Here is a 15,774-nt window from a genome sequence, read left to right as displayed (position 1 = left end):
AAATTTAAAGTGCAATGCAAATATCTAAAGTTTTATTTTCGCTATCCAAAACATTTGGAATCATCACGATTTGCTCATTACCCGCTTTCGCATCAGCAAAGACTATTTTAATTTTGGGTGACAGTCTCAGTGCAGGTTATGGCATAGATGCCAAACAAGGCTGGGTAAACCTATTACAACAGCGTTTAGATCAACAGTATCCGAAACAGCATAAAGTGGTCAATGCAAGCGTCAGTGGTGAAACTACAAGTGGTGCTTTGGCAAGATTGCCTAAATTATTACAAACTTATCAGCCTGAAATTGTTGTAATTGAGTTAGGTGGAAATGATGGCTTACGAGGTCAACCCCCTCAAATGATTCAAAAAAATTTAGCACAATTGGTACAACTCAGCCAAAAGCAGAAAGCTTCTGTTTTACTATTTGGCATGAAAATACCACCCAATTATGGGACGGCGTATAGCAGCGCTTTTGAAAAAAATTATAAAGTTGTAAGCCAGCAATATAAGGTCAAGCTATTGCCTTTCTTTTTAGAAGGGATCGCTGGACATAAAAATTTAATTCAAAACGATCAAATTCACCCAAATGCTAAAGCTCAACCTATTCTATTAAATTTAGCTTATCCATACATAAAAGGTGCCCTTTAGGCACCTCTTATTTTTTAGAGTCTGAGATTTTAATTAAAAATCAAAGAATGTCACTTCACCTGTCTCAAGCGAATATTCTGCGCCAACAACAATCATTTTGCCTTTTTCAATCAAACCCTCTAATACAGCTGAGCCATGACGTAGCTGATTCACTGAAGCAAATACATTTGAACGTACTGCATGCGCAGACAATTTTTTCAAATCATCCTTTAACTCAGTTTGCATTAAGATTTCAACAGATGGGCGTACACGATTTACGATTGACATCAAGTTTGAAGATGGTGCTTGATCCGGATGTTTGAGTGTATCAATCGTTGCTTGAATCGCACCGCAATGACTATGTCCTAATACAACAACCACAGCACAATCATAACGTTCAGCAGCAAATTCAACGCTACCAACCTGAGAGGGTGCAACAATATTTCCAGCAACTCGGATAACAAACAAGTCACCTAACCCCTGATCAAATACCATTTCCGCAGGCACTCGAGAATCAGAACATCCTAAGACGATAGCAAAAGGATTTTGTTCACTTGCCATTTCAGCACGCTCTTGGTGAGTGAGCAATTTTTGCTGGGTCATTTCCCCTTTAACAAAACGAGCATTACCAGATTTTAAACGTTCTAAGGCTTCTTGAGCGGTGAGCATGCGTACATCCATCTATGATTGACATGAAAAACTAGTTTAATGTGAGTATGCTAGATTGTCACTGACAAAAATAAAAACTCTCAGACAATTGAGTGTCCTGATATCAAGAAAAATAATGGAAAATTAATCATTTTATTGGCAAGAATTTCCATACATCTGTAGATTATGCAAATGACTGCATTCCAAACTTCTACAATAATCAACTGGTTTAAAAATAAATCAAGGATAGAACAATCATGACCAAAACACTGTTTTCAACACCATTCCGAAAAACGATCACTGCCACTTTGCTCTCATTCAGCTTAGCAACAATTGCTGTAAGTTCTACTCAAGCTGCTGAAATAGAAATGAGTTTCCAAAATGTATTACAACAAGAACGTGCTTGGGCTGGCTTACAGACCAAGACATTAAAAGTAGGAGATATTAGCTGGTCATATAGTGAAGGTGGTCAAGCAGGAAAACCTATTGTTATTTTAATTCATGGTTTAGCAGGTAGTCGTGATAACTGGAATCGTGTCGCACATGCATTAACCGCAAATTACCATGTTATTATCCCTGACTTACCAGCGAGTGGCGAAACGCAAGTTCCTAAAGACTTTGATTATTCAGTTCCTAATGTGACTGAAAAATTACGTCGTTTTATCGAAGCCGCAAATTTGACAGGGCCAGCACATATTGCAGGTCACTCACTTGGTGGATCGATTGCAATGCTATACGCAGGTCAATATCCTTTTGAAACGAAAAGCCTATTCTTGGTCGATGCTGCTGGTGTGTACAAAGCAGCAACAACGCCTTATCTAAAAGATCCGAAACATTTGAAAAACATGATCGTCAGTAAAAAAGGTGACTTTAATTTCTTGATGCAACAGGCGATGTATGCTCCGCCATTTATTCCAAAAGAAATTGCTCAAGCACAGGAAAAAATGATGATTGGTCAAGTTGAGCAAACTCAAAAAATAGTGGATCAATTGATCGCACTTAATAAACTGTTTACTCCTGATTCTTTTGCTCTGCTTGCAAAATCAATTGATGCACCCACCCTGATTTTATGGGGCAAGCAAGATAAAATTATTAATGTCGAAGTGGCACCTGAGTTAAAATCATTATTGAAAAATGCGCAAGCACCTGTGATTTTAGATAATGTGGGACATATGCCAATTTTGGAAGCAGATCAATTGGTGGTTCAACAATATCTACCTTTCTTGAGCAAAATCCAGACACAAAAGCCTGCAACTGCACCATCTCCATAAGTTTAGTAAGAATTTGAGGTTTTATGTCTAAACATCCAATGATAGAACAGCTAATTGATGCGCAACTTGATTTTTTAGATCAAGAGTTTTCACAATCAGAAACCATTCAATATGAGTTTAAGCAATTCTATCATTGGTTACGGTTGCAACAGCTACAACATATTTGGTCATTTGAACAGATTTTTAAACTGATCGAAAAGCAAATTCTTGCAACGCCCGCCAGTCCATTTCTCATTGAGCAAATTGCTGAGCATATTCGTTTTGCATTGATTCATCCGCTGAACGATAGCACCACAATTGAAGAGGTTATGCCTGTATTAACCATCGACTCAATTGCACAATACGTCGCAGGAAAAGCTGGACATCGGCAACGTTTAATTCAAACTATCGTCAATAATCCAGCCTTTTCAGCCTTGATTACGCAGCTTATACAACACTCCATCCAAGATTACTTAGATAATTCGGTCATGTCTAAACGCGTTCCTGGCGTAGGACATTTCATGAAAATGGGAAAATCCGTTTTAGAAACCGTTACGGATTCCAACCTGAATGAAACGATTGGTCATTATTTGCAAAAGAATATTTTAAAAATTAGCCAAATGAGCGAAAAAGTTTTGAATCAACATTTTAATGATGACAAGCTCTATCACTTCCAAGCAAATCTTTGGCATAAAATCAAACTGATGCCGATTTCAGTATTGCGAAATTACTTTGAAGTCCAAGACCTACCTCAAACTGTGGGATTAGGTCATGAAATTTGGGATCATATTCGCCAAACGCCTTACTTGAAACAGCAGATTCATGATGGGGTCTATGCATGGTACGCAAGAAACCAAGAGAGAACTTTCGATTTGTTACTGCGTGATCTAAATATTGATGAAGATTTAATTCAGAATGAATTGAATAATTTACTTACACCCGTGCTACAGCAAGTGATTCAAACTGGGTATTTAAGACAACGAGCACGCGCACATCTAGAAAAATTTTATTACTCAGAACAAGTCCATGAAATACTAAAAAAACAAGGCACTTAAAGTGCCTTGTTTTATCGTCGTTTGCTTAGAATGAATATTTTAAACTTGCATAATAAGCCCGACCTGGTTCGTTGTATGTTTGACTGATTGAATTACTATCTCTTAAAATTTGTTTGTCAAATAAATTACTTACACCAAGACGAGTGCTGAATTGGCTGTTAAATTTATAGCCCATATTTAAACCGACTAAGCTATAACTTTTTACATCACTTGGCTTAATCGCACTACTTGTACCACCTGAACCCACACCTGCTTCAATCCTATTTTCTGCGAATTGACGTGATTTTTGACGACCATATTGAGTGTAAACAAAATTCACATCCAATTGATCCGTGATGTCATAATCGAAAATTGAGTTAATCGTATACTTTGGAACAAGTGACAAAGGATTTCCTGTTTTCTTATCCTTAGAGTCCATCATATAAGTGAAATTGTTGGTCCAGCGGATATTGCCATAATCTAGTCCTAAACTCCCTTCAAACCCTTGAATCAATGCCTCTGGTGTATTATCCCAACGAAGAATATTCCAAGTCGTTTGCGTAACCCCTCCGTTTGCATTTGTACTTGAACCATTCACAGTCCCAACAATGTCTGTTCCAGCAACAATCTTATTTTTATAATCATTACGGAACCAAGCTAAGCTGGCATTCACAACATCTTTTTGGAATTGAATCCCAATTTCTTTGTTGATTGAAGTTTCTGGTTTTAAATCGCCATTACCTTGTAATAAACAGCGCGAAGCAATATTTGCAGGACAACCATTACCATTGGTACTTAATAAATAACCTTCAGCATTTTGGTACATATTCGGGGCTTTATAGGCTTTGGCAATCCCCCCTTTCAAAGTAAAATGATCATTTAATTTTTGCGTTATGTTTAAACTTGGACTCCAGTTTGAGCCTGATTTACTATGATCATCAAAACGTAAACCGACCACAACATCGGTCATATCTGTAACTTTGAAGTTATCTTCAATATATGCCGATGCAATTCGTGATTCCATTTTACTACGATCACCTTTAGCAAGCTGATCGCCATAGCCAGCACCACTTTGATCCTTACCTTGTGTTGTAGAGGTCTGATCAGTGAATTTGTCTTCCACCCACTCGACACCCAAGGTCAATGCTTGTGGCAGATAATATTCAAGTGGAATATTTAGCTCGCCATTTAATCTTAACGTGTCTAGTTTAGATGTAACACGATCATTTAAATTATTAATTTTTCCTTCAACACTTCCTGCTAAACCTTCTGGAAGTCTTTTATTACGTGTTTTATCATACTGCGCAACCAATTTACTTTTGCCCCAATCCCAATCTCCCTCATGAGTTAGCGCCAAGCTATCTCGATACATGGTATTGGTTTCTTTCCCAATAAGTTGAGAAAGAATTGGGTCGGTTTCTGCATTTGAATTTAATTGAGAGTCTCCAGAATAAATATTACCTTGGCGACCAGAAGAAATATCAAGCAATACTGTTTGTTCATCAGTTGCTTGCCAAGCTAAGCGCCCAGCAATATCTTTATTTTTAACCCCTTCTCGACCAGCAGCCTGACTGCCAATTGATTTATTAATATCTACTGCATCTGCATCAGTTTTATTGTAATTACCATATAAACGATAAGATAAAATGTCTTTAATGATTGGACCACTTAGATTGAAACTTGCTCGAGTAGAATCGCCTTCTTTGGAATCTTCAGGTTGATTGGTATATAGCTCAACGGAGCCATGTGTCTCATTCGTTACTTTCTTAGTAATAATATTGACTACACCACCCGCCGCTCCAGAACCATAACGAGCTGCTGCTGGACCTCGTAAAACCTCAATAGACTCGATTGCTTCTACTGGCACCCAATTTGAATCTCCCCGTGTGTCACGCTCTCCTTTCCAACCATAGCGTACAGAGTTACGTGAGGACACAGGCTTTCCATCAATCAAAATGAGTGTATTCTCAGGCCCCATACCACGAATATCAATTTGACGATTATTTCCACGCTGACCTGTTGCACTATTCCCTGTTAAGTTAACGCCTGGCATACGACGAACGTATTCAGAAATATCATTACGTACTGGAATTTTTTCTAAATCTTCGGCAGTGATCTTAGAAACTCCGAGAGATTGTTTAATTTGTTCCTCTGCTGTTAGAACAATTGCCTCCAGTTTAACAACATCATTTTCATTTGATTTTTCAACCAATCCACTTTGATTAACTGTAGTTTCTGCTGCATATGCAAACGCCATCATGCCACTCAGAATTGAAGTCGCGAGTAATGTATGGCGTGCTATTTTATTAGACATATTCCCACCTCATTAAGATAAATCATAAGATTTGCTAAAAAGTACGCTAGATTCTAACAAAGAAACAATAAAACTCAATATAAATGATAATAATTATTATTTTTATTTTCATTATTTAATTTAGAACACACATTCATGGAACATAATGATTAAATAAATTTTGATTAAATAAACAATAAAAAAAGCCCTATTCAGGGCTTTTATAATGCAATAAATTTCAAGTTTTATTACTTGAAGTACGCACCTTCTGACTGAGAGTGATCAGTTTGGTCAACCACACGCTTTAATTCTGGGACATGCTGTTGTAAAGTCGTTTCAACACCTTGTTTAAGGGTAACATCAATTGCTGAGCAACCTTGGCAACCACCACCAAATTTCAATACAGCAGTAAGACCATGCTCTGGATCATCTTTCACTTCGACTAAACTACAATTACCGCCATGACCCTCTAAACCTGGATTGATCTCAGATTGTAAAATGTAGGTAATTCGTTCTTCAATTGACGCATCTGGGCCAACACGCGGCACTTTCGAATTTGGTGCACGGAAAGTTAATTGACCACCAAAACGGTCTTTGTTGTAGTCAATGACAGCATCTAATAAATATGGAATGGATGGTGCATCAACATAAGCAGGAAAATCAGGATATTCCTGTTTGTAGTCTGTTGGTACTACTTCATCAGGTGCGCTATATGCCATACAACATTCTGCACGCGGTGTACCTGGATGTTCTACAAAAACACGAACGCCAATCCCTGGAGTATTTTGCTTTGATAATAAATCACTTAAATACTCTTGCGCAGATGGAGTAATCAAAAGGTTTGGGATTTCTTCTGCAATGGCAGTGTTGGTGTTCTCAGTCGACATAACAATATTCCTCAAGCTGATGTCGTTATCTTAACCGAAGATGGAGTGTAATAAAAAAAAATCAACCATTTTTGTAGGAATTCTATGCAAGATCATTGTTTATTAAGTTTTTAATGGCATTATTGCTGAGACACTGATCAATTTTAAAACATTTATGTTACATCTACCCTTTAGTCATACTGTGACACTGATCATCATTACAGTTGCCATTTCCTTGTTAGCCTTCTCAAATCAAACGGTGATGAATCGTTTAATTTTTTGGCCACCTGCACTGCAACGTGGGCAGTATGACCGCTTTATTACACATGGTTTTGTTCATGCTGATGGTACTCATTTACTCTTTAACATGATCACGCTGTTCTTCTTTGGCAATATTATTGAAAGCTTTTATCGTCAGTTTTTTTATGACACAGGCTTTGTCTTATTTTATCTAGGTGGGTTAATTGCAGCAATTTTACCAAGCTATTTAAAACATCGACATGATATTCGTTGGGCAAGTTTAGGTGCGTCTGGTGCTGTTTCTGCAGTGTTATTTGCTTATATTCTGTTTCAACCATGGAAGCTCATTTTCGTTTTCTTTATTCCCGTTCCAGCCATTATTTTTGCCATTTTATATGTCGCTTATAGCATTTGGTCTGGCAAAAGAGGCAACACAAATATCAACCATAGTGCTCACTTATGGGGAGCAGCGTATGGTGTGGTCATGACAATTTTATTAGAACCTAAAGTGCTGCCGCACTTTTTAAATCAACTCACTCAAATACCATTTTAATTTTTATCATACATGCCCCTTTTTGGGGCTTTTCTTTTTTTAAGATTAACAATCAAATTTTAATTATTTTTATCATAAAAATCATCGCTCTAAACTCGTCATAATTCTTCTATAAAATTAAGTCGATCCTAATGTCTCATAATCGTCTCTTTAGCACACTTTCTATTGCATTATTTAGCTTGTCAATTTCAGCTTGCAGCAATGATTCTGATCATTCAAATACTGTGGTTGAAACCAAGAAGCAACCCAACATTTTATTCATTATGGCTGATGACCTAGGCTATTCAGACTTAGGCGCTTTTGGTGGGGAAATTCATACACCCAATATTGATGAACTGACCCGAGCAGGTCGTATTTTAACGGACTATCATACTGCCCCGACCTGCTCACCGACACGCTCACAATTGATTTCGGGAACTGACCATCATCTAGCTGGGATTGGTGCAATGGCTGAACTCACACCTGAGCATCTAAAAGGTCAACCCGGTTATGAGGGCTATTTAAATGAACGTTCACTCTCTATTGCAGAAGTATTGAAAGACAATGGCTATCGAACTTATATCAGCGGTAAATGGCACTTAGGCTTGACCGATGCAACCAACGCACATGCTAAAGGATTCGATCACTCATTTACGTTATTGCAAGGCTTAGACCTACATTTTAAACAAGCACCGAGTGCCTATAAGCGTAATGCGACGTATACGGAAGACGGCAAACAAGTTCCGATTTCATCCTTACCCGATGATTTCTTCTCTACCAATTACTTCACAGACAAATTGATCAGTTATATCGAGTCAGGTAAAAACTCAGGCAAGCCATTCTTTGCCTATGCTGCTTACACCGCGCCGCATTGGTCTTTACAAGCACCCGCTGAATATCGCAATCGTTATCGCGGTGTTTATGACGCAGGCTATGATGTGATTCGCGATGCGCGAATTGCCCGTCAAAAACAGCTTGGCTTAATTCCAGCGAATTTTACTGCGGCTGAACCAATTGCCACGCAAAATGCACCGCAAAAATATGGCAAGTGGAATGAACTTTCAACCGAGCAAAAAATGCTAGAAGCACGCAGAATGGAAATCTATGCAGGCATGGTCGAAAATCTGGATGCCAATATCGGTCGGGTGATTCAATATTTAAAACGCAATAATCTATATGACAATACATTAATCTTCTTTGTCTCAGACAATGGTGCAGAAGGCTTTATCCGTGGCAATTACGGTGCCGAAGCTGGTTTTGATAACAGCGTCAATAACGTAGGAACATCAAATTCTTATCACTATGTTGGGCCACGTTGGGCAGAAGTCAGTGCTGCGCCATTCCATCTATGGAAAGATACTGCAGGTGAAGGTGCAACCACCGCACCTGCAATTGTGAAGCTCCCTTATCAAAGCAAAGCCGAAGCCATGCATCATGGTTTTGCCTCAGTCTTGGATGTGTTCCCAACCGTGCTCGACTACGCAAATATTGCCGTCCCACAAGGTCAATACAAAGGCCGTCAAATCAATACGCCAAGCGGCTATTCATGGAAACCTGTACTCGACAATAAAGTGCAAGCGATCCGCCCCGTTAACTTTAGCTTTGCCGATGAATTACATGGCAGTAAATATGCCCGTCAAGGGGACTGGAAAATTGCATTACAAGGTAAATCAGAACTCGGAACAGGTGCATGGGAATTGTATAACCTCAAAAATGATCGAGGCGAAACGCAAAACCTTGCTCAAGATAATCCGGCCAAATTACAAGAGCTGATAAATGTATATAATCAATATACCCAGCAAAATGGGGTTAAGGAATATTTCCTTAAATGAAATGGGTATGCATTTTAGTTTCACTGATCAGTCTGTCCCTCGTGACAGGCTGTAGCAAAGTTAAGCCTGCTGCCACTCAATCACATACACAAAACAGCACATTAGCTCCATTGGGCTCATTACAGCAATGCCAACAGTATTCGGGCTTACCTGAGGCATGGCAAAACAGTAAAACTGCAGGTATGGTCTGGATTCCTGAAGGTTCATTTCAACTGGGTTCAAACTTAGCCTACCCTGATGAATTGAATTTTGGCCAAGCACAACGCCAAGTAACAGGTTTTTGGATTGACCAAACCGAGGTGACAGTTGCTCAATTCTCCAGTTTTGTCAAAGCCACAGGCTATATCACTGATGCAGAAAAGCAGAAACAGGCTGCAGTATTTTCACCTGATGTGAACAACCCAAAACAATGGTGGCAGCTGAAATCAGATTACACATGGAAAACGCCGAATGGTGCTCAGGGTCAGCCTCCATTACCGTCTGAACCTGTTCGCTATGTCACTAAAAATGATGCTGAACACTATGCCGTTTGGTTAGGTCGGGACTTACCTACAGAGCAAGAATGGGAATATGCCGCCAAAGCAGGTTCGAAAAGTGATACTCCTTTACACCAAGCGCCACAAGATACGCATCAACATCCACAAGCCAATTATTGGCAAGGTGAATTTCCTTTCGATAATACGGTTGAAGATCATTTCCAAAGTGTAGCGCCTGTCGGCTGTTATGCTTCCAATGCTTTTAAGTTATTCGATATGATTGGTAATGTCTGGGAATGGACCTCTTCTGCTTATCACGGCGCACATGATCAGCACATGGGCAATTATGCGGAACTTCGTCAACAAAACAGCACCGCAACGCAATATGTACTCAAAGGCGGTTCTTTTCTATGTGCCTCCAACTTTTGCGCACGCTATCGAAACAGTAGTCGTTATCCACAAGAATTTGATTTGGCAGCAACCCATGTGGGATTTAGAACTATTTTACGTACAGTCGAATGATACAAATCTCTATTAAAAACATGCGTCATTACGCTAGTCGAAAAGTGAGGATCAATTTAAAGTAAATGGGAAAGCAATAAAAAGGGGATGCAATGATGAAAATAATACTGCTTTGCTTCAGTACTTTAATCACATTTAGCTTATCGGCCTGTGCCGTGCATACTCCTCATGGCAGTGTGATTGTTGATCCAGACAACCACCATGATGGTCATAGTGATTTTTGTCCTCCAGGACAGGCTAAAAAAGGACGTTGTTAAATTCAATCTCGCCTAGGCTTTGATAGGGCTTAGGCATTTTCATCAAATGATAAAGTTTATTCAATTTTTTCTTTCAAATAATTCATCTCATCAAATTGTATAAATAAAACTAGAATATATTTCAGTTACTGATTTCATTTCATCAAAACCCATATAAACTACATGGAAATGTATTCTATTTATTTTAATGGGATTTTTGAATGGATCTAAGCCAACAAAGCACTGTCATGGAAATCTTGAATAAGGTGCAGCATGCTGATGATTGGATTATTTTATTAGAACAACTGAATCAACATTTTAATCTACAAGCCTCTCAACTACTCGCCGTTGATCTTGAAGTACAAGCGCTATCTTTTAGTGTTCATCATGGCGTTGATTTTGATGAACATCAACTTGAACAAGCCGCACTAAAACAAATTCGTTTAGATATAGATGATGATCCTCGCTTAAACAAAATGTTAGTGGCTCCAATGCAAGGTTGGATGCATTGTTTTCAACATTTCACAGAAGATGAAATTCTTCAAACTCAAGTCTATCAACAAGTATTAAAACCTCTAAATTTACGTTTTTGTTCAGCAATACAAATTCTTTATGATCATAAAGTTTGTATCATACTTTCATTTTTGACTAGCCCCGAACGAGGTGCTTTGAGTTGTTCTGAATTACAACCGATTTATGAATTATTACCGATACTACAGCAAAAAATTCAACAATATCGACATCATTTTGAATACTCGACAATGACCTTACTCGGGTCCCAATTAATTCAAAAAATGAATCAGCCCATTGCGATTATTAATTTGAATGGCGATATTCTTGAATTGAATACAGAAGCAAAACAGCTATTGGAAAATAGTAAACTGATCCAAATCAAACAACGTCGTTTTGCATTCAATGAAAGTAGCCAACAACAATTTGAGTTAAACCTGATTGAGCTAGAACGCCTACATAAACGCCATCATGACTTAAGCTACGCTGAACGCAGTAAAATTATGATGATTGATGATCATTTATTCTTAACACTGGATTTATTAAGTCCAGAAAAAACACACAAGATTTTTGGTCTACGTCCAGTTTTACTCGCCACATTTTCTGGTTTAAAACATAAACCTAAATATCAACGAGAAATATGTACTCAGCTTTTTATGTTCACACCTGTAGAACACAAAATATGTGAGCAATTACTTGAGGGTAAAACCACTAAAGAAATTGCTCTCTCACACGATATTCAGGCTGATACTGTCAAAAAACATCTACAAGCGATTTTCAAGAAAACCAAAACGCATCGACAAAGTGAGTTAATTCAATTATTGATGCAGTTTTTATAAGCATGTAAAGATGAAAGTTTCTAAGCAATCTCCGCTGGGAAAGTAATCACTTGATCAATTTTCATCTTATTCATCGCAACCATCAGTAAACGATCAATTCCAAGTGCAATCCCTGAGCATTCTGGCATGTGTGGTAAAGCTGCTAACAAGTGTTGATCCGTTGGAATAACAGGTAATCCTTGTTGAGCACGCTCGATATTATCGGCGTCAAAACGTTCAGCTAAAACTTTGGCATCTAAAAGCTCATCATAGGCATTGGCAAGCTCTAAACCCTCAATGTATACCTCGAAGCGTGCTGCGACTAATTCACCATCCTCATCTGTTTTCACCTTAGCCAACGATGCCATTTCAGGCGGAAAATCAGTTAAAAATACAGGTGCATCAAAGCCTAAACTTGGTTCAACGAAATGCGAAAACAATAAATCCATATAACCCAAGCGATCATTTCCTAAATCAAGATTGAGTCCTACACGATTCGCAGTTTCTTTAAGTTGCTTTAAATTCGCTTGTAAAGGATTAATACCTAAACGATCTTGAAAAGCATGCTTATAACTCAAAATATACGGACGGACTTCACCAAAACGATGTGCCAAACACACTTCTAGTAAATCTGCTGTTTCATGCATTAAACCTTTTAAATCTAAACCAGGTCGATACCATTCCAGCATGGTAAATTCACTATTATGCTTACGCCCATGCTCATCATCACGGAATACTTTACAGATTTGATAAATTGCTCCACTACCACTGGCCAATAAACGTTTCATTGGAAATTCAGGTGAAGTCTGTAAGTATTGAGTATTTAATTTGCCATGAATATGACGTTGTACTTGTACAGATGCCAAATGAACATCGGTTACAGCAGCTTGAGACAAAACAGGTGTTTCAACCTCTAATACCTTACGCTCAGCAAAAAACTGACGAATCTTTTGATACATCTCTGCACGTGCTTTTAATGCCTCAATAGAACAAGTCGGTTGATAGGATTTCATATCTTGGCTCATACTTTTGGTCCACCGTGTGCCGCCCATTCACGGCGTAAAGGATAATTTTTACGAAGTAAATCAAATGCTTTTTGTTCAACTTTAGCATTTTGAACACAAGCTCTTAATTGTTTATCATCTTCAGTAAGATCGTAAATCTGAGTAAGATGTTGTTTAAGCACAGCTTTTAAATCCTGCTGCCCGAAATATTGTTCCACCTGAGGCAATTGACTCTCAAAACGCTTTGAGGCTTCATAAGAAAATTTATCGCAAAATGCCTCATAAATCATCTGTGTTCCTCTCGCTTTTCCTTCAAGGCTATACCCTGCAATATGTGGGGTGGCTAAAGCCAATAAATCCAGCAATTGCGCTGGAATCTCTGGTTCAAACTCAAAGACATCCAAGACAACTTTACGATTATTTTTTTTAATATCGTTCATCAATGCAGATTGTTGAATCACTGGACCACGCGCACTATTAATCAAAATTGCGGATGCTTTCATTGCAGCAAACGTAGCATCATTAAACAAATGTTGTGTTGGATAATCACCAGCTAAGGTTAAAGGGACATGAATTGAAATCGCATCAGCCTGTTTTAACAACTCCTGAAAGGATACATTTTCAATGCCAGCGAGTTGCACATAAGGGTCATAGCCAATCACATTCCAGCCCAACAATTGAGCCATCACTGCGAGTCGACTCCCTACATTGCCTAAGCCAACAATTGCTAATGTAAAAGCTTTCTCTTGTTCTAATAAGTCGATATTCAAATGCAATAAAGCAGTAATCACATATTCAGCAACGGCTTGCGCATTGCAGCCCGCAGCATTACTCCATGCAATATGCTGCTGTTCCAAAGCTTGAATATCAAGATGATCTGTACCAATTGTCGCACTGCCTACAAATTGAAGCTTGGTCTGATCAATTAAGGCATGATTCACTTTAGTCACCGAGCGAACCAAAAGTGCATCGGCATCTTGGACATCATTATGAGTCAAGGTGCGCCCTGCTTTATGCTGTATTTCAGCAAAATCTGCAAAAAAATAATCGGTAAATGCCAAATTTTCATCTGCGATAATTTTCATGCAATTCTTTCCATCGATTTGTATGTGCTTATTATCCTTAGCGCAAAGGAAATTGACAAATCAAATCTGAAAGTTCCAGTTAAAATGTCGAGAAACACTACATTTTTGATGCAATCATGCGACTTATTGCCAATCCTCTGTCTTACTTTTAATTTTATAATAGTAGTGTTTTCTTCATAAGCAGTTTTATTATGACGCCTTACTCTCCCTACAAAGGCAAAAGTGGTATCAAACGTATTTTTAATGCAACAGGCTATTCCCTTGCAGGGTTTAAAGCTGCATTTAGCCATGAAGCCGCTTTTAGACAAGTCCTTTTGCTTAATTTAATTTTGATCCCAATCAGTTTTTCTGTTGATGTCTCAGCCCTAGAACAAGCACTCATGGTGTCTGTTTGTTTGCTTGCAATTATTGTTGAACTATTTAATTCAGCAATTGAAGCTGTAGTTGATCGTATTTCTTTAGAAAAACACCAACTTTCTAAAAATGCAAAAGACATGGGCAGTGCTGCTCAATTTGTTTCTCTTGCGATTATATTTTTTACATGGATGATTATTTTATTTCGATAAGTCATTATAAATTCTAAATAAAAAAAATCCCTGCATTAGCAGGGATTTTTTTTAATCTAGGAAGAAGATTTAATTACATCATGCCAATTAATAATCTAACCTTCACTAAATACAAATTACATTACAATCTATCCAATTGATTTAAATATATTTTTATTCTAACTTTCCATAACAATGTGATACATGCAATTACCAATTTTTGTGAGTAAGATTGTGAGTAAGCACTTTCAAAAATACCGTTACTCACAACATATGCTAAACGATCTTAAAATCAAAAGCTTAAAACCACGTGAAGAATTATACCGCGTGGCTGATCATTCAGGACTCTGTATAGAAATCCGCCCATCTGGTAGCAAATTCTGGCGTTATCGCTACCGATTTCTTACTAAAGCAAAAATGCTCACAATCGGTCAATATCCCGAAATTACTTTAGCATACGCTCGCTTGAAAACAATGGAATATCGAGAACAACTCGCTAAAGGAGTAGACCCAATAAGCCACCAGAAAAAAGAACGCCTTGAAGCAATCAAAGCAAATAATGGTACATTCCTTTTAGTCGCCAACGAATTTAGGACTTACGCACTATTATTTATAGATTCTCTGTGGTAGGAGATGATTTTTATCGAGAATAAAGTCATCAATGAAGTCTTTGATGATTGGTCTAAATAATTTCTTCTGCCAACGATATACATTTTCAAAGATCCGCTCAAACTGGTTCTTTTGTATCTCGACGTAGGCCATCAAGGCTGCAAAAATATGATTCAAAATCAGTTTAGATCGTCTTACTTGAAACTTTTCAATATGACAAACCTGTTTAATCACTCGGTGATATTGCTCTATTTTCCAATGACTTGAATGTAATTCATGAAAACCCTCAAAGGACAATAAATCATCTTCATCTTGATGCACAATATAAAACCTCTGCTGTTCTTTTAACTGAGTCTTAAATAATTGTACAAAGCCAAAATCTTTGAGCCAGACCACTTGACCCTGATGAAAATCTGGCAATAAACGCAGTTGAAACCATTGTCCTTTTTCTGGGGAAACCTTACGGTTACAGTCGATACCAAACATAAATCGAATACCATATTTTCTTATGGTTTTTAGATTTCCAGTCGATGAATACCAACTATCACCTGTAATAAATTGAATCTTTGCACCCCAACTAAGTACTTCACTTAACATATCCATAAAGTAATCATTCTTGGTTTTACCCTCAGATTTGTCATAAATTCGGAA

The 15,774-nt window shown here is 37.9% G+C and carries 14 protein-coding genes and 2 pseudogenes; 10 read left to right on the top strand and 6 right to left on the bottom strand.

Annotated features, from left to right (window positions below; genetic code table 11):
* Positions 1-14: 14 nt before the first annotated feature.
* Positions 15-644: an arylesterase gene (locus tag HYG88_RS02690; protein ID WP_005158050.1), complete on the top strand. Its 630-nt coding sequence runs from the start codon at positions 15-17 to the stop codon at positions 642-644.
* Positions 645-677: 33 nt separating this feature from the next.
* On the opposite strand, the gene HYG88_RS02685 is transcribed toward HYG88_RS02690, so the two are convergent.
* The gene (locus HYG88_RS02685) at positions 678-1,292 is read right to left on the bottom strand and encodes a carbonic anhydrase (protein ID WP_005158051.1); all 615 of its coding nucleotides are present in this window, start codon (positions 1,290-1,292) and stop codon (positions 678-680) included.
* Positions 1,293-1,528: 236 nt separating this feature from the next.
* Here HYG88_RS02685 and HYG88_RS02680 point away from each other — a divergent pair, with 236 nt between their 5' ends.
* Together HYG88_RS02680 and HYG88_RS02675 are read left to right on the top strand one after the other, a co-directional pair.
* The gene (locus HYG88_RS02680; protein ID WP_005158052.1) at positions 1,529-2,542 is read left to right on the top strand and encodes an alpha/beta fold hydrolase; all 1,014 of its coding nucleotides are present in this window, start codon (positions 1,529-1,531) and stop codon (positions 2,540-2,542) included.
* Positions 2,543-2,565: 23 nt separating this feature from the next.
* Positions 2,566-3,576: a hypothetical protein gene (locus HYG88_RS02675; RefSeq protein ID WP_005158053.1), complete on the top strand. Its 1,011-nt coding sequence runs from the start codon at positions 2,566-2,568 to the stop codon at positions 3,574-3,576.
* A 25-nt stretch (positions 3,577-3,601) separates the two neighbouring features.
* On the opposite strand, the gene HYG88_RS02670 is transcribed toward HYG88_RS02675, so the two are convergent.
* On the bottom strand, positions 3,602-5,869 hold the full coding sequence (locus tag HYG88_RS02670; RefSeq protein WP_178882542.1) for a TonB-dependent siderophore receptor: 2,268 nt from the start codon (positions 5,867-5,869) through the stop codon (positions 3,602-3,604).
* Between the two features lie 227 nt (positions 5,870-6,096).
* Positions 6,097-6,735 (bottom strand): Fe-S biogenesis protein NfuA, encoded by a 639-nt coding sequence (nfuA, locus tag HYG88_RS02665; RefSeq protein ID WP_004663326.1) that lies wholly within the window; start codon positions 6,733-6,735, stop codon positions 6,097-6,099.
* Between the two features lie 154 nt (positions 6,736-6,889).
* On the opposite strand from nfuA, the gene HYG88_RS02660 reads away from it, so the two are divergent.
* The 5 genes from HYG88_RS02660 to HYG88_RS02640 all read left to right on the top strand — a co-directional run bounded on the left by HYG88_RS02660 (position 6,890) and on the right by HYG88_RS02640 (position 11,901).
* A complete protein-coding gene (locus HYG88_RS02660; protein ID WP_004663327.1) occupies positions 6,890-7,507 on the top strand; it encodes a rhomboid family intramembrane serine protease in 618 nt (205 codons plus the stop codon).
* 131 nt (positions 7,508-7,638) lie between these two features.
* Positions 7,639-9,318: an arylsulfatase gene (locus HYG88_RS02655; RefSeq protein ID WP_178882541.1), complete on the top strand. Its 1,680-nt coding sequence runs from the start codon at positions 7,639-7,641 to the stop codon at positions 9,316-9,318.
* Positions 9,315-10,316 (top strand): SUMF1/EgtB/PvdO family nonheme iron enzyme, encoded by a 1,002-nt coding sequence (locus HYG88_RS02650; RefSeq protein ID WP_005158059.1) that lies wholly within the window; start codon positions 9,315-9,317, stop codon positions 10,314-10,316. The genes HYG88_RS02655 and HYG88_RS02650 overlap by 4 nt, the downstream gene beginning before the upstream one ends.
* 95 nt (positions 10,317-10,411) lie before the next feature.
* Positions 10,412-10,573, top strand: a complete 162-nt coding sequence (locus tag HYG88_RS02645; protein WP_087536989.1) for a hypothetical protein — start codon at positions 10,412-10,414, stop codon at positions 10,571-10,573.
* 200 nt (positions 10,574-10,773) lie between these two features.
* Positions 10,774-11,901, top strand: coding sequence for a helix-turn-helix transcriptional regulator (locus tag HYG88_RS02640; protein ID WP_005158079.1), 1,128 nt, complete (start codon positions 10,774-10,776; stop codon positions 11,899-11,901).
* 20 nt (positions 11,902-11,921) lie between these two features.
* Here the strand turns inward: HYG88_RS02640 and epmA are convergent, their stop codons facing one another.
* Positions 11,922-12,905 (bottom strand): EF-P lysine aminoacylase EpmA, encoded by a 984-nt coding sequence (epmA, locus tag HYG88_RS02635; RefSeq protein WP_178882540.1) that lies wholly within the window; start codon positions 12,903-12,905, stop codon positions 11,922-11,924.
* Positions 12,902-13,969, bottom strand: a complete 1,068-nt coding sequence (locus HYG88_RS02630) for a 4-phosphoerythronate dehydrogenase (protein WP_178882539.1) — start codon at positions 13,967-13,969, stop codon at positions 12,902-12,904. The genes epmA and HYG88_RS02630 overlap by 4 nt, the downstream gene beginning before the upstream one ends.
* Positions 13,970-14,160: 191 nt before the next feature.
* Between HYG88_RS02630 and HYG88_RS02625 the strand changes: the two genes are divergently transcribed.
* A complete protein-coding gene (locus tag HYG88_RS02625) occupies positions 14,161-14,535 on the top strand; it encodes a diacylglycerol kinase (RefSeq protein ID WP_005158085.1) in 375 nt (124 codons plus the stop codon).
* A gap of 252 nt (positions 14,536-14,787) precedes the next feature.
* A pseudogene (locus HYG88_RS02620) lies at positions 14,788-15,105 on the top strand (Arm DNA-binding domain-containing protein); the annotation flags it as partial.
* Positions 15,106-15,120: 15 nt separating this feature from the next.
* On the opposite strand, the pseudogene HYG88_RS02615 reads toward HYG88_RS02620, so the two are convergent.
* Positions 15,121-15,774: pseudogene (locus HYG88_RS02615) on the bottom strand (IS701-like element ISAba11 family transposase); the annotation flags it as partial.

Origin of the sequence: Acinetobacter sp. SwsAc4, assembly GCF_013391535.1 — a bacterium.
In the GTDB taxonomy this organism is placed as follows: Bacteria; Pseudomonadota; Gammaproteobacteria; order Pseudomonadales; family Moraxellaceae; genus Acinetobacter.
Note: the sequence above shows the minus strand (reverse complement) of the source record. Positions and strands in the feature narration are given on the sequence as shown.